This window comes from Pseudomonas sp. JV449 (genome assembly GCF_032424295.1).
Taxonomy (GTDB): domain Bacteria; phylum Pseudomonadota; class Gammaproteobacteria; order Pseudomonadales; family Pseudomonadaceae; genus Aquipseudomonas; species Aquipseudomonas marginalis.
Genome location: NZ_VYKD01000005.1, coordinates 525,822 through 542,205 on the forward strand (window position 1 = coordinate 525,822; position 16,384 = coordinate 542,205).

Annotated in this window: 18 protein-coding genes; 10 read left to right on the plus strand and 8 right to left on the minus strand. The window is 60.8% G+C overall.

Features of this window, described 5'->3' with window-relative positions; translation table 11 throughout:
- Positions 1–51 precede the first annotated feature (51 nt).
- The 8 genes from F6S08_RS07700 (at position 52) to rpoS (ending at position 7,251) form a co-directional block, all read left to right on the plus strand.
- Positions 52–1,164, plus strand: coding sequence for an S-(hydroxymethyl)glutathione dehydrogenase/class III alcohol dehydrogenase (locus tag F6S08_RS07700; protein ID WP_065926449.1), 1,113 nt, complete (start codon positions 52–54; stop codon positions 1,162–1,164).
- A 90-nt stretch (positions 1,165–1,254) separates the two neighbouring features.
- Positions 1,255–2,100 carry an S-formylglutathione hydrolase gene (gene fghA / locus F6S08_RS07705; protein WP_065926448.1) on the plus strand — a complete coding sequence of 282 codons (846 nt, stop codon included), beginning with the start codon at positions 1,255–1,257 and terminating at the stop codon, positions 2,098–2,100.
- 54 nt (positions 2,101–2,154) lie between these two features.
- On the plus strand, positions 2,155–2,628 hold the full coding sequence (gene ispF / locus F6S08_RS07710; RefSeq protein WP_012722614.1) for a 2-C-methyl-D-erythritol 2,4-cyclodiphosphate synthase: 474 nt from the start codon (positions 2,155–2,157) through the stop codon (positions 2,626–2,628).
- Positions 2,625–3,683, plus strand: a complete 1,059-nt coding sequence (truD, locus tag F6S08_RS07715; RefSeq protein ID WP_315871490.1) for a tRNA pseudouridine(13) synthase TruD — start codon at positions 2,625–2,627, stop codon at positions 3,681–3,683. The genes ispF and truD overlap by 4 nt, the downstream gene beginning before the upstream one ends.
- Entirely contained in the window at positions 3,671–4,420 is a 750-nt protein-coding gene (surE, locus tag F6S08_RS07720) for a 5'/3'-nucleotidase SurE (protein ID WP_315871491.1), read from the plus strand. The genes truD and surE overlap by 13 nt, the downstream gene beginning before the upstream one ends.
- A gap of 41 nt (positions 4,421–4,461) precedes the next feature.
- Entirely contained in the window at positions 4,462–5,097 is a 636-nt protein-coding gene (locus F6S08_RS07725; RefSeq protein ID WP_169899534.1) for a protein-L-isoaspartate(D-aspartate) O-methyltransferase, read from the plus strand.
- A gap of 207 nt (positions 5,098–5,304) precedes the next feature.
- Complete coding sequence (locus tag F6S08_RS07730; protein WP_065948790.1) at positions 5,305–6,141, plus strand: peptidoglycan DD-metalloendopeptidase family protein; 837 nt, start codon at positions 5,305–5,307, stop codon at positions 6,139–6,141.
- Positions 6,142–6,246: 105 nt separating this feature from the next.
- Positions 6,247–7,251: an RNA polymerase sigma factor RpoS gene (rpoS, locus tag F6S08_RS07735; RefSeq protein WP_025855149.1), complete on the plus strand. Its 1,005-nt coding sequence runs from the start codon at positions 6,247–6,249 to the stop codon at positions 7,249–7,251.
- A gap of 210 nt (positions 7,252–7,461) precedes the next feature.
- Here the strand turns inward: rpoS and F6S08_RS07740 are convergent, their stop codons facing one another.
- Positions 7,462–7,671: a cold-shock protein gene (locus tag F6S08_RS07740; RefSeq protein WP_002554837.1), complete on the minus strand. Its 210-nt coding sequence runs from the start codon at positions 7,669–7,671 to the stop codon at positions 7,462–7,464.
- 389 nt (positions 7,672–8,060) lie between these two features.
- Between F6S08_RS07740 and dcd the strand changes: the two genes are divergently transcribed.
- Positions 8,061–8,627: a dCTP deaminase gene (gene dcd / locus F6S08_RS07745; RefSeq protein WP_003172320.1), complete on the plus strand. Its 567-nt coding sequence runs from the start codon at positions 8,061–8,063 to the stop codon at positions 8,625–8,627.
- 107 nt (positions 8,628–8,734) lie between these two features.
- Positions 8,735–8,935, plus strand: coding sequence for a hypothetical protein (locus tag F6S08_RS07750; RefSeq protein ID WP_027604457.1), 201 nt, complete (start codon positions 8,735–8,737; stop codon positions 8,933–8,935).
- A 15-nt stretch (positions 8,936–8,950) separates the two neighbouring features.
- Here F6S08_RS07750 and pdeM read toward each other — a convergent pair whose 3' ends face one another.
- The 7 genes from pdeM to F6S08_RS07785 are packed head-to-tail and all read right to left on the minus strand — an operon-like array spanning position 8,951 to position 16,317.
- Positions 8,951–9,601 (minus strand): ligase-associated DNA damage response endonuclease PdeM, encoded by a 651-nt coding sequence (pdeM, locus tag F6S08_RS07755; protein WP_065926444.1) that lies wholly within the window; start codon positions 9,599–9,601, stop codon positions 8,951–8,953.
- A complete protein-coding gene (locus F6S08_RS07760) occupies positions 9,601–12,081 on the minus strand; it encodes a ligase-associated DNA damage response DEXH box helicase (protein WP_315871492.1) in 2,481 nt (826 codons plus the stop codon). The genes pdeM and F6S08_RS07760 overlap by 1 nt, the downstream gene beginning before the upstream one ends.
- 57 nt (positions 12,082–12,138) lie before the next feature.
- Positions 12,139–12,903, minus strand: coding sequence for an ABC transporter ATP-binding protein (locus F6S08_RS07765; protein ID WP_016973168.1), 765 nt, complete (start codon positions 12,901–12,903; stop codon positions 12,139–12,141).
- A 13-nt stretch (positions 12,904–12,916) separates the two neighbouring features.
- Entirely contained in the window at positions 12,917–14,035 is a 1,119-nt protein-coding gene (locus tag F6S08_RS07770) for a M14 family metallopeptidase (RefSeq protein WP_315871493.1), read from the minus strand.
- Positions 14,036–14,044: 9 nt separating this feature from the next.
- A complete protein-coding gene (locus F6S08_RS07775; protein WP_027604453.1) occupies positions 14,045–14,755 on the minus strand; it encodes an ABC transporter permease in 711 nt (236 codons plus the stop codon).
- Positions 14,752–15,480: an ABC transporter permease gene (locus tag F6S08_RS07780; RefSeq protein WP_065926441.1), complete on the minus strand. Its 729-nt coding sequence runs from the start codon at positions 15,478–15,480 to the stop codon at positions 14,752–14,754. Before F6S08_RS07780 ends, F6S08_RS07775 begins: the two co-directional genes overlap by 4 nt.
- Before the next feature lie 57 nt (positions 15,481–15,537).
- The gene (locus F6S08_RS07785; RefSeq protein ID WP_016975034.1) at positions 15,538–16,317 is read right to left on the minus strand and encodes a transporter substrate-binding domain-containing protein; all 780 of its coding nucleotides are present in this window, start codon (positions 16,315–16,317) and stop codon (positions 15,538–15,540) included.
- Positions 16,318–16,384: the final 67 nt, after the last annotated feature.

Consider the following 16,384-nt stretch of genomic DNA (forward strand, 5'->3'; position numbering starts at 1 on the left):
AGCCATGTTTTACACTCTCTCCATCATTTTTAACGCCCTGGAGAAACCTGGATGATCAAGTCCCGCGCTGCCGTTGCCTTTGAAGCCAAGAAACCCCTCGAGATCGTGGAAGTCGATGTGGCCATGCCCAAGGCGGGCGAAGTGCTGTTGCGTGTGGTCGCCTCCGGGGTTTGCCATACCGACGCCTACACCCTCTCCGGCGCCGACCCGGAAGGCATCTTCCCGTCCATCCTTGGCCATGAAGGCGGTGCGGTGGTCGAAGCCATCGGCGAGGGCGTGACTTCGGTGGCGGTGGGCGACCATGTGATCCCGCTGTACACCCCGGAGTGCGGCAAGTGCAAGTTCTGCCTGTCGGGTAAGACCAACCTGTGCCAGGCCATTCGTTCCACCCAAGGCAAAGGCCTGATGCCGGATGGCACCACGCGCTTTTCCTACAAGGGGCAGCCGATTTTCCACTACATGGGGACTTCGACGTTCTCCGAGTACACCGTGCTGCCGGAAATTTCCGTCGCCAAGATTCCTAAAGAAGCGCCGCTGGAGAAGGTCTGCCTGCTCGGCTGTGGCGTCACCACCGGCATCGGTGCGGTGCTCAACACCGCCAAGGTCAAGCCGGGCGACACCGTGGCGATCTTCGGTCTTGGCGGTATTGGCCTGTCGGCCGTGATCGGTGCGGTCAAGGCTAAGGCCGGCCGTATCATTGCGATTGACATCAACCCGGCCAAGTTCGAGATCGCCAAGCAACTGGGCGCCACCGACTGCATCAACCCGAAAGACTATGACCGTCCGATCCAGGACGTGATTGTCGATTTGACTGACGGCGGCGTGGACTTTTCCTTCGAGTGCATCGGCAACGTGCAACTGATGCGTGCCGCGCTCGAGTGCTGCCACAAGGGTTGGGGTGAATCGGTGATCATCGGGGTTGCCGGTGCCGGCCAGGAAATCTCCACCCGCCCATTCCAGCTGGTGACCGGTCGTGTCTGGCGTGGCTCGGCGTTCGGTGGCGTACGCGGCCGTACTGAATTGCCAAGCTACGTGGAAATGGCCCAGACCGGCGAGATTCCGCTGGACACTTTCATCACCCACACCATGGGCCTGGAAGACATCAACAAAGCGTTTGACCTGATGCATGAAGGCAAGAGCATTCGTACCGTCATTCACTTTTGAAGCAGCGGCAAGCGGCAAGCTATCAGCAGCAAGTGGGTGTACGCCTTACTTGCCGCTTGAGGCTTGCAACTTGCAGCTGGGAGCACTCCCATGACCCTGGAAAATATCTCCTGCCAGAAGAGTTTTGGCGGCTGGCACAAACGCTACAAACACAGTTCCCACGTGCTCGGCTGCGACATGACTTTCGCCGTCTACCTGCCGCCGCAAGCGGAGCAGGGCAGCAAATTGCCGGTGCTGTACTGGCTGTCCGGCTTGACCTGCACCGATGAGAACTTCATGCAGAAAGCCGGTGCTCAGCGCATGGCTGCAGAACTGGGGCTTATCATTGTCGCGCCCGACACCAGCCCCCGTGGCGCCGGTGTGCCGGGCGACCCGGACAACGCCTGGGATTTTGGCCTGGGTGCCGGCTTCTACCTGAATGCCACCCAGGAACCTTGGGCCAAGCACTACAGGATGCATGACTACGTGGTGCAGGAATTGCCGGCATTGGTTGAAGCGCATTTCCCGGCTTCGGACAAACGGGGTATCAGCGGCCACTCCATGGGCGGCCACGGTGCGTTGGTGTGTGCCCTGCGCAACCCTGGGCGTTACCTGTCGGTGTCGGCGTTTTCGCCGATCAATAATCCGATGGATTGCCCGTGGGGCCAGAAAGCTTTCTCCCGTTATCTGGGTGAAGAGCGCGCCAAATGGCGTGAATGGGATGCCTGTGTGCTGATCGGCGAAGCCTCGGAAAAGCTGCCGTTGCTGGTGGACCAGGGCGACCGCGACGATTTCCTTGCCGTGCAGCTCAAGCCCGAAGCCTTGCAGCAAGCGGCCAAGGCGGCCAGCCATCCGCTGGAACTGCGCCTGCAGCCTGGCTACGACCACAGCTACTTCTTTATCGCCAGCTTCATCGAGGACCATTTGCGACATCATGGTCGTGCTTTGCTCGGTTAATGTGAGGCAAAAGTAGGTAGAATCACGCCCTGAATTAAATCGGGGCGTTTTTTTATGCGTATTGGCCACGGCTACGATGTGCACCGTTTCGCTGAAGGCGATTTCATCACCCTGGGCGGCGTGCGCATTGCGCACCACCATGGGTTGCTGGCCCATTCCGACGGCGACGTTGTCCTGCATGCCTTGAGCGACGCCTTGCTCGGCGCGGCGGCACTGGGCGATATCGGCAAGCACTTTCCGGATACCGATCCCACCTTCAAGGGCGCGGACAGCCGTGTCCTGCTGCGCCATGTGGTCGGCCTGATCCATGCCAAGGGCTGGAAGGTCGGCAATGTCGATAACACCATCGTGGCCCAGGCGCCGAAAATGGCCCCGCATATCGAATCCATGCGCGCACTGATTGCCGCAGACCTGCAAATTGAATTGGATCAAGTCAACGTGAAAGCCACCACCACCGAAAAACTCGGGTTCACCGGTCGTGAAGAGGGCATCGCGGTGCACTCCGTCGCCTTGTTGCTGCGCGCATGAACGACCTGCAACTGCTGGGCCCGCGTGCCTATGGCGAGGCCCTGGGCAGCGCGGTCCTGAAGGCCACGGCTGAAGATTTCCAGGTCGACGAAGTGCTCGATATTCCGCTTACCGGCGAAGGCGAGCACCTGTGGTTGTGGGTTGAGAAGCGCGGGCTCAATACTGAGGAAGCCGCGCGGCGTATCGCCAAGGCGGCTGGCGTGCCGTTGCGCACCGTCAGCTATGCCGGGCTCAAGGACCGTCAGGCGTTGACCCGCCAGTGGTTCAGCGTACAACTGCCGGGCAAGGCCGATCCGGACATGAGCGGTGCGGAAAACGACACCCTCAGGATCCTGAAAACCGCCCGCCACAAGCGCAAGCTGCAACGTGGCGCGCACTCGGCCAACGGCTTTACCTTGCGCCTGACCCAATTGGCCGGTGATACCGCCGCCATCGACGCGCGTCTGCAATTGATTGCCCAGTACGGCATTCCCAACTATTTCGGCACCCAGCGTTTTGGCCACAACGGTGGCAATGTCGTCGACGCCCGCGAATGGGCCGCGCGCAAGGCCCTGCCGGAGCAACGCAATGTGCGTTCGCGGTTGTTGTCCACCGCGCGTAGCTTCCTCTTCAACAAAGTGTTGGCGGCACGTGTCGCCGACGGTTCCTGGCAGCGCGCGCAAGTGGGTGATCTGCTGGCGTTTACCGACAGCCGCAGCTTTTTTCCGGCGGGGGAGGCTGAGTGCAGCGACCCGCGCCTGGCGATCCTGGACCTGCACCCCACCGGGCCGCAGTGGGGCGAGGGCGATTCTCCGGCGACAGGCGCCACGTTTGAGTTGGAGCAGGCGGTTGCCGCCGGTGAAGCCGACCTGCGTGATTGGCTGGTGAGTGCCGGCATGAGCCAGGAACGTCGCATTCTGCGACTGCCCATTGGCGGGTTGACGTGGCATTATCCCGGGCCTGACATTCTGCAATTGGAATTCGTCCTGCCGGCCGGATGCTTCGCCACTGTCTTGGTGCGCGAGCTTGTTGATCTGGTGCCGGTGGGGCAGACGGACAGCCCATGCGTATTCTGATATCAAACGATGACGGTGCCACCGCACCCGGTCTTGCCGCGCTCTATGCTGCGCTGCAGGATTACGCCGAGTGCGTGGTGGTTGCCCCCGACCAGGACAAGAGCGGCGCCAGCAGTTCGCTGACGCTCGACCGTCCGCTGCACCCGCAGGTTCTGGCCAATGGCTTTATCAGTGTGAACGGCACCCCCACCGACTGCGTGCACCTGGCGATCAACAGCCTGTTGGATCAGGAGCCGGACCTGGTGGTGTCGGGCATCAACCTCGGCGCCAACCTTGGCGACGACGTGCTGTATTCCGGCACGGTGGCGGCGGCGCTTGAAGGGCGCTTCCTCGGCCGGACCTCGTTTGCATTTTCGTTGGCATCGCGCCAACTGGACAACCTGCCCACCGCGGCCTATTTTGCGCGCAAGCTGGTGGAGGCCCATGGCGCCCTGGACCTGCCGCCGCGCACGGTGCTCAACGTCAATATTCCCAATTTGCCCCTCGACCGCATTCGGGGTATCCAGCTTACACGCCTGGGCCATCGCGCCCGCGCGGCAGCGCCGTTGAAGGTCGTCGACCCGCGTGGCAAGGAAGGCTACTGGATCGCGGCAGCGGGCGATGCCGAAGACGGTGGCCCAGGCACGGACTTTCACGCGGTGATGCAAGGCTATGTGTCGATTACCCCGTTGCAACTTGATCGCACCTTCAGTGATGCCTTCAGTGGTCTCGATGGCTGGCTGGAGGGGCTGCGCTGATGGCTCGTGAACAAGACGACCTGCTGCGCCGGGGCATCGGGATGACCTCCCAGCGCACCCGTGAGCGTTTGATCCAGCGCCTGTACGAAGAGGGGCTTTCCAACGCCCAGGTGTTGGAAGTGATCCGGCGTACGCCTCGGCACCTCTTTGTCGACGAAGCCTTGGCCCATCGTGCCTACGAAGACACGGCATTGCCCATCGGCCATAACCAGACCATCTCCCAGCCTTATATGGTTGCGCGCATGAGCGAGCTGCTGCTGGCGGCGGGGCCGTTGGACAAGGTGCTGGAGATTGGCACCGGTTCCGGCTACCAGACGGCGGTGCTGTCGCAACTGGTGGAGCGGGTGTTCTCGGTGGAGCGCATCAAGGTGCTGCAGGATCGCGCCAAGGAACGCCTGGTGGAGCTGAACCTGCGCAACGTGGTATTCCGCTGGGGCGATGGTTGGGAAGGCTGGCCGGCGCTGGCGCCCTACAACGGGATTATCGTCACTGCCGTGGCCACCGATGTGCCGCAGGCGCTGCTCGATCAACTGGCCCCGGGAGGGCGGCTGGTCATTCCGGTGGGTTCCGGTGAAGTGCAACAATTGATGCTTATTGTCCGTGAAGACGATGGTTTTTCCCGGCATGTACTCGGCGCCGTGCGTTTTGTGCCGTTGCTCAATGGCCCGCTGGCCTGATCATTTTTCGCGGGCAGTGAATTCTGTTGGTGAGGATGTGTCTTACGGCGGGGTCTATCAAGTCAACATGATGGACAGAGCGATTCAACGCGCTGAATGATTCGTTTCAGTCGCGTGACGGTAAAACTTCAATGCCCAGTTATACTTGCGTCATATTTCAAGCCTGATACAGGCATTCATGTTCAGCCACCACAAAGGGAGCGGCGGGTGAGTCTCACAGGTCTTGCGCAGCGTATGAGTAAAACAAGTTTTCAGCGACTGGTGCTTGGCCTTGTCTTTGGTTCCCTTCTGGTAGGGTGTTCCAGCTCGCCAAGCAGCGGTGCACGGGTGGTTGACCGCAATAACGCTGCACCACAAAAGCCGACGGTGACCACCGGGCAGTATGTCGTGCGCAAGGGCGACACCTTGTTCTCGATTGCCTTCCGTTATGGCTGGGACTACAAGGCCCTCGCAGCCCGTAACAATATTCCTGTGCCCTACACGATACATCCGGGTCAGACGATTCGCTTTGACGGTCGCACCGGTTCTACCCCTACGGCAGTTGTGACAAACACCGGATCTTCGCCGTCGTCTTCGAGCAAAACCACCATCATTACCCGGCCTGCGGGTACCGCTGCGCCGAGTGCTGCGAACAAGCCGGCACCCGCGCCGTTGCCCCCGGCAGGGCCTGCGCCGACCGGTTGGGGATGGCCCTCAAATGGAGTGTTAATTGGAAAATTCTCTTCAAACGGCAGTTTGAATAAAGGCATTGATATTGCCGGGGATTTGGGACAGCCTGTTTTAGCTGCGTCTGATGGGACGGTGGTGTACGCCGGGAGTGGTTTGCGGGGCTACGGCGAACTGGTCATCATCAAACACAGCGATACCTACGTCAGTGCTTACGGCCACAACCGTAGGCTGTTGGTTCGGGAGGGGCAGCAGGTCAAAGTCGGACAGACAATTGCCGAAATGGGGTCAACTGGTACGGACCGGGTGAAACTGCACTTTGAGATTCGCCGTCAAGGGAAGCCTGTAGATCCACTGCAATTCCTACCCCGTCGTTGATATGTTGCACAGCCTGTTCCTCACGTAGAAGGAACAGGCTCCAGCGTTGCCAAGGATAAAGGCGTCGCTTGAGCTTGAGGTCGAACTCACCAAAGGACTATAACAATGGCTCTCAGTAAAGAAGCGCCGGAGTTTGACATCGACGATGAGGTTCTCCTTATGGAGACCGGCATCGCTACGGAATCGATGTCGAATGAGGGACCTGCTGTACCTTCAGTTCGCACCAAATCCAAGAACTCCACCGCGTTAAAGCAACACAAATACATTGATTACACGCGGGCGCTCGATGCGACCCAGCTGTACCTCAATGAAATCGGCTTTTCCCCTCTGCTGACTCCCGAAGAAGAAGTCCATTTTGCGCGCTTGTCGCAAAAGGGTGATCCGGCTGGGCGCAAGCGCATGATTGAAAGCAACCTGCGCCTAGTGGTGAAAATCGCCCGACGCTACGTCAATCGTGGGCTGTCCTTGTTGGACCTGATCGAGGAGGGCAACCTGGGCTTGATCCGGGCGGTGGAGAAGTTCGATCCTGAGCGGGGCTTCCGCTTCTCGACCTATGCCACCTGGTGGATTCGCCAGACCATCGAACGGGCGATCATGAATCAGACCCGCACGATCCGGTTGCCGATCCATGTGGTCAAGGAACTCAACGTCTACCTCCGGGCGGCACGTGAGCTCACTCAAAAACTCGATCATGAACCCTCGCCCGAAGAAATCGCCAACCTGCTGGAAAAACCGGTAGGGGAGGTCAAGCGCATGCTGGGTCTTAACGAGCGTGTGTCTTCGGTCGACGTCTCGCTGGGTCCGGACTCGGATAAAACCCTGCTGGACACCCTGACGGATGATCGTCCTACGGATCCCTGCGAGCTGCTGCAGGACGATGATCTTTCCCAAAGCATTGACCAGTGGCTGTCGGAGCTCACGGACAAGCAGCGTGAGGTGGTGATTCGCCGCTTCGGCCTGCGTGGCCATGAGAGCAGCACGCTGGAGGACGTAGGCCTGGAGATTGGCCTGACCCGTGAGCGGGTGCGGCAGATCCAGGTGGAAGGGCTCAAGCGCTTGCGCGAGATCCTGGAGAAGAATGGCTTGTCGAGTGAGTCGTTGTTTCAATAACGACGCCGCTTGAATGCTTGAATGTGGGAGGGGGCTTGCTCCCGATAGCGGTAGTTCAGTCACTGGATGTATCGACTGACACGCCGCTATCGGGAGCAAGCCCCCTCCCACATTTTTTGCGCACGACATTTTATTCATGTATGCCCAAATCCCAGGCATAAAAAAACCCCGCTTTTAAGGGCGGGGTCTTTTCGACTGAGTCAGTGCAAGTTAGATAACTTGAACTTCTTCAGCTTGCATGCCTTTCTGACCGCGGGTAGCGATGAAAGAAACCTGTTGGCCTTCTTTCAGGCTTTTGAAGCCGTCGGATTGGATAGCTTTGAAGTGAACGAACAGGTCGTCACCGGATTGTGGAGTGATGAAGCCGAAGCCTTTTTCATCGTTGAACCACTTAACGGTACCAGTTTGGCGATTAGACATGGTGTATCTCCTTGGACAAAGTTAACTGCGACTCAGGAAAAGCCCTGGCCGAGACTGAGTGCAAAGAGCAGGAAAAATTCTTGGAGATGGTTGGATCGAAATTCAACATATCGTGTAGAGATTCTCAGTGACACAAGCAGCACAGTGGCGCCACCTTAACCCTTTTTCCGGAACGTGCCAATGGTATTTCCGAAGGTTTCTCTATTTTCGTGACTGGCGGTGGTATTTACACACACCGGTTGCGGCAATACGGGGCCCGGCCCCGCTGGCCGCGCCTTATGGCAGCCGGTGCGTTCATCAAGAAAAGCCCGACGCCCTTTGAACCCCAACGCCGGCCCCGGTAAGATGCCCCACAGAATTTTTCCACCTCGCTATTCAGGACACCCGCCATGAGCATCAAATCGGACAAGTGGATTCGCCGCATGGCGCAAGAGCACGGCATGATCGAACCGTTCGTCGAGCGTCAGATTCGTGGTGAAGGCGATGACCGCGTGATCTCGTACGGCGTTTCCAGCTACGGCTACGATGTGCGCTGCGCCGACGAGTTCAAGGTGTTCACCAACATCAACTCGGCGATCGTGGATCCGAAGAACTTCGACGAAAAGAGCTTCGTCGATGTGAAAAGCGACGTGTGCATTATCCCTCCGAACTCCTTTGCCCTGGCACGCACCGTGGAATTCTTCCGTATTCCCCGCGACGTGCTGACCATCTGCCTGGGTAAAAGCACCTACGCGCGCTGCGGCATTATCGTCAACGTGACGCCACTTGAGCCTGAGTGGGAAGGCCACGTGACCCTGGAATTCTCCAACACCACCACCCTGCCGGCGAAAATCTACGCCAACGAAGGCGTGGCGCAGATGCTGTTCCTGCAGTCTGACGAGGCCTGTGAAGTGTCCTACAAAGACCGCGCCGGCAAGTACCAGGGCCAGCGCGGCGTCACCTTGCCACGCGCTTGATCGAAAGGTCCTACGCGTAAAGGGAATTAGTCCGCAGAAAGTGACTCTATTGGGTGTACTGCCTCGGTGCGTGCAAAACGCACCGAGCCACGCTTGAGGAGTGCCTTATGAAGATTGACCCGCGAATCAGCGCAGAACTTGCCCGGCTTGAACCCAACCAGATTGGCGTTCTGGCCTGGTCCCTGATGGCTGATCCCGCCTATGCAGGCGGCATCCCCGGCCAACCCGATGAAGATTGGCCACAGCAGCCCACCGAACCCGGTGAGCCGACCCTTCCGGACGAGCCGCCTCCCGCACCGGTCGCCTGATACCCGCAAGGCCGGTCAGCGAACCTGCCACACCTGGTGATCGCCGATAACAAAGATTCGGCGGTCATTGTCCTGCTCCACCGTATGCCCCCCGGTAAACGCCCCAAACGCCGGCAGCAGGCTGACGCGCGTGCCGAACTGGAAACACGGCAGGCGCAGGCTCTGCCGGCCCTTGCCGCGCAAGCGATACACCGGGTGCACATGCCCCGCCAGCACATGGTGGCTGGCATGGGCGTGCGGTTCGTGTTGCAGGGCGAAAGGGCCCATCAGCAGTGGCTCCGGAACCACATCGATCCTCAAGTCAGCCGGTGGGTCGCCCGCGCGTTTATCGTGATTACCGCGAATCAAGGTCATCGACAGGTCGCAATGACGTGCTCGCCAGGCCCTCAAGGCGCTGAGGGTGCCGCTGGCGTGGGAGCCGGGCCCGTGGAGGAAGTCGCCGAGAAAGATCACCTGGGCGCACGGTACGGCCGCCAACAGCCGATCCAGGCGCTGCAGGTTTTCGGTGGTGGTGCCTTGCGGTACCGGCTGGCCCAGGCTGCGATAGGCCGATGCCTTGCCAAAGTGTGCATCGGCGATCAGCAGGCACTGGCGCGCGGGCCAGTAGAGCGCCTTATCCGCCAACAGCCACAGCTCTTCGCTCTCCAGCGTCACTGAGCACACCATCAGCGTTTGCCGTTATCGGCGACTTTTTCCAAGTCCTTGACCATCCGCGCAATGCGCTCGGAGAGTTTTTCCGAACTCATGCTTTCGCGCATCCGTTCCACCAGCAGTGGGAAGGCCAGGGGCGTAGGACGTTCGATCATATGCACGTCCAGTGTCAGCGCCGAGAGGCGAAGCAAGGTCTCTTCCAGCCGACGAATATCTAATTCATCACGCAGGACTTCTTCCCCCGCCTGGGCCAGCAACAGGTTTTGCGGGTCATATTGCTTGAACACTTCAAAGAACAACCCGCTGGATGCCTGCACCTGGCGCGTGCTTTTCGGCGCGCCGGGGTAACCGGCAAACACCAGTCCGGCGATACGCGCAATCTCGCGAAAGCGGCGCAGGGCGAGTTCCCCGGCGTTCAGGCTGGCCGCCACGTCTGCCAGCAACTGCTTCGGGCGCAGCAGCGCCCCATTCAGTAAGCGTGGCCAATCCACCTCGGTGGCGCTGAGCAACTCCAAGCCGTAATCGTTGACGGCAATCGAGAAGGTCACAGGCTGCTGCTGGCTGACCCGCCACGCCAGCAGACTCGCCAGTCCCAGGTGCACCTGGCGGCCGGCAAACGGGTAGAGGAACAGATGCCAGCCCTCCCGCGATTTCAAGGCTTCGGCCAGCAAGTGCTCGCGCGTCGGCAGGCCGGACCAGCGCAACTGTGTCTGCAGCAGGGTTTGCACAGCCCGCATTTCCGGCCCCTCGTAGACCCCGTGCGCGGCCGCATCGAAGCGCTCCACCACGGCTTGGGCCAGCTCATTGGAAAGGGGCATGCGCCCGCCATTCCAGCGCGGTACTGCAGCTTTTTTGGCGCTGCTACGGCGCACATAGGCGGTCATGTTTTCCACCCGCACCAATTCCAGCAGGCGCCCGGCAAACAAGAAGCCGTCACCCGGCTTGAGCCGTGCAATAAAGCCTTCTTCAACACTGCCCAGGTTCTTGCCGCCGCCGCCCTTGCTCCAGAATTTCAGTTGGATGCTGGCGTCGCTGACAATGGTACCCACGCTCATGCGATGGCGGCGCGCAAGCCGGGCATCGGGGACGCGCCAAATGCCGTGCGCGTCCGGCTCCACGCGGCGGTAATCCGGGTAAGCGGTCAGCGATAAGCCGCCATGCCGTACAAAGCCCAGGGCCCAGGCCCAATCGGCCTCGCTGAGGTCGTGATAGGCCCAGGCGCCACGGACCTCCGCCAGCAGCGCCTGCGGCGTAAAGCCACCGCCGAGGGCCATGCTCACCAAATGTTGTACGAGCACATCCAGCGGCTTGTGGGGCGATTCGCGGGCTTCGATGCGCCGCGCTGCAATGGCGTCCTGGGCCGCAGCGGCTTCCACCAGTTCCAGGCTGTGGGTCGGCACCAGGGTCACCCGCGACGGCCGTCCGGGTGCATGGCCGGAGCGGCCGGCGCGTTGCATCAGGCGCGCCACGCCTTTGGCCGAGCCGATTTGCAGCACGCGCTCCACCGGCAAAAAATCCACCCCCAGGTCCAGGCTGGAGGTGCACACCACCGCCTTGAGCTGACCGTCTTTCAACGCCCGCTCCACCCAGTCGCGGGTCTCGCGGGACAGAGAACCATGGTGCAGGGCAATCACCCCGGCCCAATCCGGTCTGGCATCGAGCAATGCCTGATACCAGATTTCCGACTGCGCCCGCGTGTTGGTAAACACCAGGCAACTGCTGCTGGCGTCGACCTCGGCGACCACCTGCGGCAGCATCTTCAAGCCGATATGCCCGGCCCACGGAAACCGCTCGGCGATGGGCGGCAGCAAGGTGTCGACGTGCAACTGCTTGACCGTTTGTCCCTGCACATTAATCCCGTCCCCTTGTGGGATCAGCACTTCCAAGGCGTGGGACTGGTTACCGAGGGTGGCCGAAATGCCCCAGACCATCAGTTCAGGATGCCAGCGCCGCAGCCGCGCCAACGCCAGTTGCAACTGCACGCCGCGCTTGTTGCCGATCAGCTCATGCCATTCATCCACCACCACCATGCGCAGGTGCGCCAGGCTCGTTTGGCTGTCGGCGCGGGCGAGCATCAGGGTCAGGCTTTCCGGGGTGGTGACCAGCGCGGTGGGCTGGCGTCGGGTTTGCCGGGCACGCTCGCTGCTGCTGGTATCGCCGGTGCGCAGGCCGACGCTCCAGGGAATCTGCAAGGCCTCGAGCGGCGCTTCGAGGGCGCGTGCGGTGTCGGCGGCCAACGCGCGCATGGGCGTGATCCACAGCACGGTCAGTGGCTCAGCCGGCGGTTTGCGTTTACCGGTGGCGGGCGGGCGGGTGATCGCGAAACGATTGAGGGCGGCAAACCACAGGGCGTAGGTTTTGCCGGCGCCGGTGCTGGCATGCAGCAAGCCCGAGCGGCCGTCCTTGACCGCCGTCCATACGTCTTTCTGGAAGGCGAACGGCTTCCAGCCTTTGGCGGCAAACCACGTTTTGGCGAAGTCGAGGGGTTTTGCCATGGGGCGGCGAATGCTCTGGAGGGTCTATTTCACAGACCCTCCAGGCGTTGCAAAGGTTTACTTCAAATTGCCGCTCAGGAACTGTTGCAGGCGCTCGCTCTTCGGATTGCCCAGCACATCCTCCGGCGCGCCTTGCTCTTCCACCAGGCCCTTGTGCAGGAACAGCACCTGGCTGGATACCTTGCGTGCAAAGCTCATTTCGTGGGTCACCATGATCATGGTGCGGCCTTCCTCGGCCAGGCCCTGGATGACCTTCAACACTTCACCCACCAACTCCGGGTCGAGGGCCGAGGTGGGTTCGTCGAACAGCATCACTTCCGGCTCCATGGCCAGGGCGCGGGCGATGGCCACCCGTTGCTGCTGGCCACCGGACAGGAACGCCGGGTATTGGTCCGCCACCCGTGCCGGTAAACCTACCTTGTCCAGGTAGCGACGGGCACGGTCTTCGGCGTCCTTCTTGCTGCAACCCAGCACCCGGCGCGGGGCCATGGTGATGTTTTCCAGCACGCTCATATGGCTCCACAGGTTGAAATGCTGGAACACCATCGCCAGTCGTGTGCGCAGGCGTTGCAGTTCGGCATCGTCGGCCACGCGCATGCCGTGGCGGTCGCTGACCATGCGGATCGGCTGGCCGTCGAGGGTCATGGCGCCGTCGTTGGGGGTTTCCAGGAAGTTGATGCAACGCAAAAAGGTGCTTTTGCCCGAGCCGCTGGCGCCGATCAGGCTGATCACATCACCGGTCCTGGCCTTGAGCGAGACACCTTTGAGCACCTCATTGTCGCCATAGCTTTTATGCAGGCCTTCAACGGTCAATTTGTACATGGGGCGTGCATCCTCAAGGCGAAAGTAGGTAGCCGCTGCGGTAGGCCTCGGTGCCTGCGACATGGCCGACGACCATCCCGGCAGTGGCCATGCGGCGCAGCGAACGGGCGTAAAGCAGGCCGGCCTTCTGGCAGTGCACAGGCGTTACGCGGTCGGTAATGGGGTCGATGATTTCGGCGATCAGTTGCCCGGCTTCCAGGTATTCACCGGGCAGGGCGCTGAACACCAGCAGGCCGCCCACCGGCGTTGCCACGGGTTCGACGCCCGCCAGCGGCGTGGCGGGGTAGGGCAGCTCGGGCAGCGGTGCGGCGTCGCCGGCAATCGCGCCGAAGTGAATCAGGTAGTCGATGATTGCCTGGCAGTCGAGGGCGGCCAACCCATGGTTGACGTCGCCCTGGCCACGCAGTTCGACGGTCACCGAAAAACTGCCCATGGGGATCGGGAAGCGCCCGCCAAAGCGTTGCTGCAACTGCCACCACACCAGGGTGAAACACTCATCGAAGGACTGCCCGCCGGAGTCGGTAGCCAGCAGGTTGGCCTCCGAGCCGATATAGCGTGCCAGCGGCTCCACCTGCGGCCAGGCTTCGGGCGTGGTGTACAGGTGCGCCACGGCTTCGAAGTCGCAATGCAGGTCCAGCACCATGTCGGCATCGCAGGCCAGGCGTTGCAACACCAGGCGTTGGGAGTGCAACTGGGTCTCGGCGATTTGCACGGCCAGGGCAGCGCTCAAGGCGGCGCGGATCAGTTCGACGTTTTGTTGCGGGTTATCGCCGAGCGAGCCCTCGACCTGATCGCCGACGGTATCGCTGAGGTCGACAAACAGGCGATTGAAGTTCTGCCCGCTTTCCAACTCGTAGCGGCCCAGCGGGGTGTCCATCAACACTTGTTCCAGGCCTGCCGGATTGGCGATGGGCACCAGCACGATCTCGCTCAGTAACCGCCCGGCTGCCGCCAGCTCGGCCAGGCGCACTTTCAGGTGCCAGGCCACCAGCATGCCCGGCAGTTCATCGGCATGCAGCGATGACTGGATATAGACCTTGCCTTCGGCATGTTCGGGGCCGAAGTGGAAACTGTGAATCTGCCGCGCCGTGCCTGGCACCGGTGCGATCAGATCGTGTACCTGATGACGCATGAAGGCTCCTTAATGGCTTGGTCCGAGAAACGCCAGCCAGCGGCGCTCCGCCAGACGAAACAGACCGACCAGGGCGAAGGTCACGGTCAGGTAGATCAGCGCGGCGATACCGAATGATTGGAACGTCATGAACGTGGCCGAGTTGGCGTCCCGCGCCACCTTGAGGATGTCCGGGATCGTCGCGGTAAACGCTACCGTGGTCGAGTGCAGCATCAAGATCACTTCGTTGCTGTAGTAGGGCAACGAGCGGCGCAACGCCGAGGGCATGATCACGTAGGCGTACAGCTTCCAGCCGCTTAAACCGTAGGCCTTGGCCGCCTCGACTTCGCCGTGGGCCATGCTGCGGATGGCCCCGGCGAAAATCTCCGTGGTGTAGGCGCAGGTGTTGAGGGCGAAGGCCAGGATCGTGCAGTTCATCGCATCGCGAAAGAACGCATCCAGCAGCGGCTGTTCACGTACGGCGGCGATGCTGTAGATGCCGGTGTAGCAGATCAGCAACTGGATATAGAGCGGCGTGCCACGGAACAGGTAGGTGTAGAACTGCACCGGCCAGCGTACCAGCGGGTTGCGCGATACACGGGCGATGGACAGCGGGATCGACACCACAAAGCCGATGACCAGGGCGGCGCTGAGCAACCACAGGGTCATGGCCAGGCCGGTGATGTGCTGGCCGTCGCTATAGAGGAAGGGGCGCCAGTATTCCTGTAAGAGTTCGATCATCGCACCGCCTCCCGTGAGCCTGCGGAGTAGCGACGTTCAAGACGACGCAGGACGAAGTTGGACGCGCTGGTGATCAACAGGTAGATCAGCGCGGCGAGTACCAGGAAGTAGAACAGTTGGTAGGTGCTTTTGCCGGCATCCTGGGCGGCCTTGACCAGGTCCGCCAGGCCGATGATCGACACCAGGGCCGTGGCCTTGAGCATCACCATCCAGTTGTTGCCGATACCCGGCAGGGCAAAGCGCATCATCTGCGGGAAGGTCACGTAGCGAAAGCGTTGCCCGCGCTTGAGGCCATAGGCCGTGGCGGCTTCCAGCTGGCCACGGGGGACGGCGAGGATCGCGCCGCGAAACGTCTCGGTGAAATAAGCACCGTAGATAAAGCCCAGGGTGATCACCCCGGCGCTGAATGGGTCGATCTCGATGTATTCCCATTCCATGAAGTCGGTCAGGCCGGTGAGCCAGGTTTGCAGGCTGTAGAAAATCAGCAGCATCAGCACCAGGTCGGGTACACCGCGAATCAGTGTGGTGTAGAGCTGGGCGGGGATACGCAGGAAGGGCAGGCTGGAAAGCTTGGCGCTGGCGCCAAGCAGGCCCAGCAATACGCTGACGACCAGGGACAGCACCGACAACTTGATGGTCATCCAGGTGCCTTGCAGCAACAACGGGCCGAAACCCTTCAAGCTGAGTGCGCTCAGCCCGAGGGTTTGCAACAGTTCTTCGAACATAAATCAGGACCTATGGCGATAAAAAAGCGCCCCTCCATAGGAGGGGCGCCCCAGGCATTATTTGCCGCTGTACAGGTTCAGATCGCCAAAGTGTTTCTTCTGGATGGTGGCGTAGGTGCCATCATCGTGTAACGCTTTGATACCTTTATCCAAAAGGGCCTTCAGTTCAGTGTTACCTTTTTTGATACCGACGGCGGTTTTCGATGGCAGCAATGGGTCATCGATGGCGGCGCTGACTTCATAGCCGGCACCGGCCGGGGACTTCAGGAAGCCCAGTTCGGCTTGCAGCATGTCCTGCACCGAAGCGTCGAGACGACCGGAAGTCAGGTCGGCGTAAACCTGGTCCTGGTTGGCGTATGCCTTGGTGGTCACGCCGGCTTTATCCAGTACCGCCTTGGCGTAGGCTTCCTGGATGGTGCCTTGCTCGTAGCCCACGGATTTGCCCTTGAGGGACTCTGGGGTCGAGTACCCCGCGCCTTTCTTGAACACCAGCGAGGTCGGGCCGGAGAATAGTTCGCTGGAGAAGTCGATGGCTTTCTCGCGCACCGGGGTCACGGTCATGGACGAAATCACTCCGTCGAACTTGTTGGCTTTGAGGCCTGGAATCATGCCGTCAAAGTCACTCTCGACCCACTTGCACTTCACTTTCAGTTCGGCGCAGATCGCATTGCCCAGGTCGATATCGAAGCCTACCAGGCTGCCATCGGCCGCCTTGGATTCGAACGGCGCGTAGGACGGATCGACACCAAAACGCAGTTCCTTGTATTCCTTGGCCAACGCGGTACCGGCGGCCATGCACAGAGCCAGTGCAGAAAGGGTCAGCAATGCTTTTTTCATTATTTAATCCCTGGAAACCAAGATAAGCGCTTGTGGCGCGTTTTAGGACTGTTACTGAACGGTGTCA

Coding starts and splice junctions, on each gene's coding strand:
- F6S08_RS07740 (WP_002554837.1), bottom strand. CDS start 7,671: ATGTCTAATCGCCAAACTGGTACCGTTAAGTGGTTCAACGATGAAAAA.
- fghA (WP_065926448.1), top strand. CDS start 1,255: ATGACCCTGGAAAATATCTCCTGCCAGAAGAGTTTTGGCGGCTGGCAC.
- dcd (WP_003172320.1), top strand. CDS start 8,061: ATGAGCATCAAATCGGACAAGTGGATTCGCCGCATGGCGCAAGAGCAC.
- F6S08_RS07700 (WP_065926449.1), top strand. CDS start 52: ATGATCAAGTCCCGCGCTGCCGTTGCCTTTGAAGCCAAGAAACCCCTC.
- ispF (WP_012722614.1), top strand. CDS start 2,155: ATGCGTATTGGCCACGGCTACGATGTGCACCGTTTCGCTGAAGGCGAT.
- F6S08_RS07760 (WP_315871492.1), bottom strand. CDS start 12,081: ATGGCAAAACCCCTCGACTTCGCCAAAACGTGGTTTGCCGCCAAAGGC.
- F6S08_RS07750 (WP_027604457.1), top strand. CDS start 8,735: ATGAAGATTGACCCGCGAATCAGCGCAGAACTTGCCCGGCTTGAACCC.
- F6S08_RS07780 (WP_065926441.1), bottom strand. CDS start 15,480: ATGTTCGAAGAACTGTTGCAAACCCTCGGGCTGAGCGCACTCAGCTTG.
- truD (WP_315871490.1), top strand. CDS start 2,625: ATGAACGACCTGCAACTGCTGGGCCCGCGTGCCTATGGCGAGGCCCTG.
- rpoS (WP_025855149.1), top strand. CDS start 6,247: ATGGCTCTCAGTAAAGAAGCGCCGGAGTTTGACATCGACGATGAGGTT.
- surE (WP_315871491.1), top strand. CDS start 3,671: ATGCGTATTCTGATATCAAACGATGACGGTGCCACCGCACCCGGTCTT.
- F6S08_RS07785 (WP_016975034.1), bottom strand. CDS start 16,317: ATGAAAAAAGCATTGCTGACCCTTTCTGCACTGGCTCTGTGCATGGCC.
- F6S08_RS07725 (WP_169899534.1), top strand. CDS start 4,462: ATGACCTCCCAGCGCACCCGTGAGCGTTTGATCCAGCGCCTGTACGAA.
- F6S08_RS07765 (WP_016973168.1), bottom strand. CDS start 12,903: ATGTACAAATTGACCGTTGAAGGCCTGCATAAAAGCTATGGCGACAAT.
- F6S08_RS07775 (WP_027604453.1), bottom strand. CDS start 14,755: ATGATCGAACTCTTACAGGAATACTGGCGCCCCTTCCTCTATAGCGAC.
- pdeM (WP_065926444.1), bottom strand. CDS start 9,601: ATGGTGTGCTCAGTGACGCTGGAGAGCGAAGAGCTGTGGCTGTTGGCG.
- F6S08_RS07770 (WP_315871493.1), bottom strand. CDS start 14,035: ATGCGTCATCAGGTACACGATCTGATCGCACCGGTGCCAGGCACGGCG.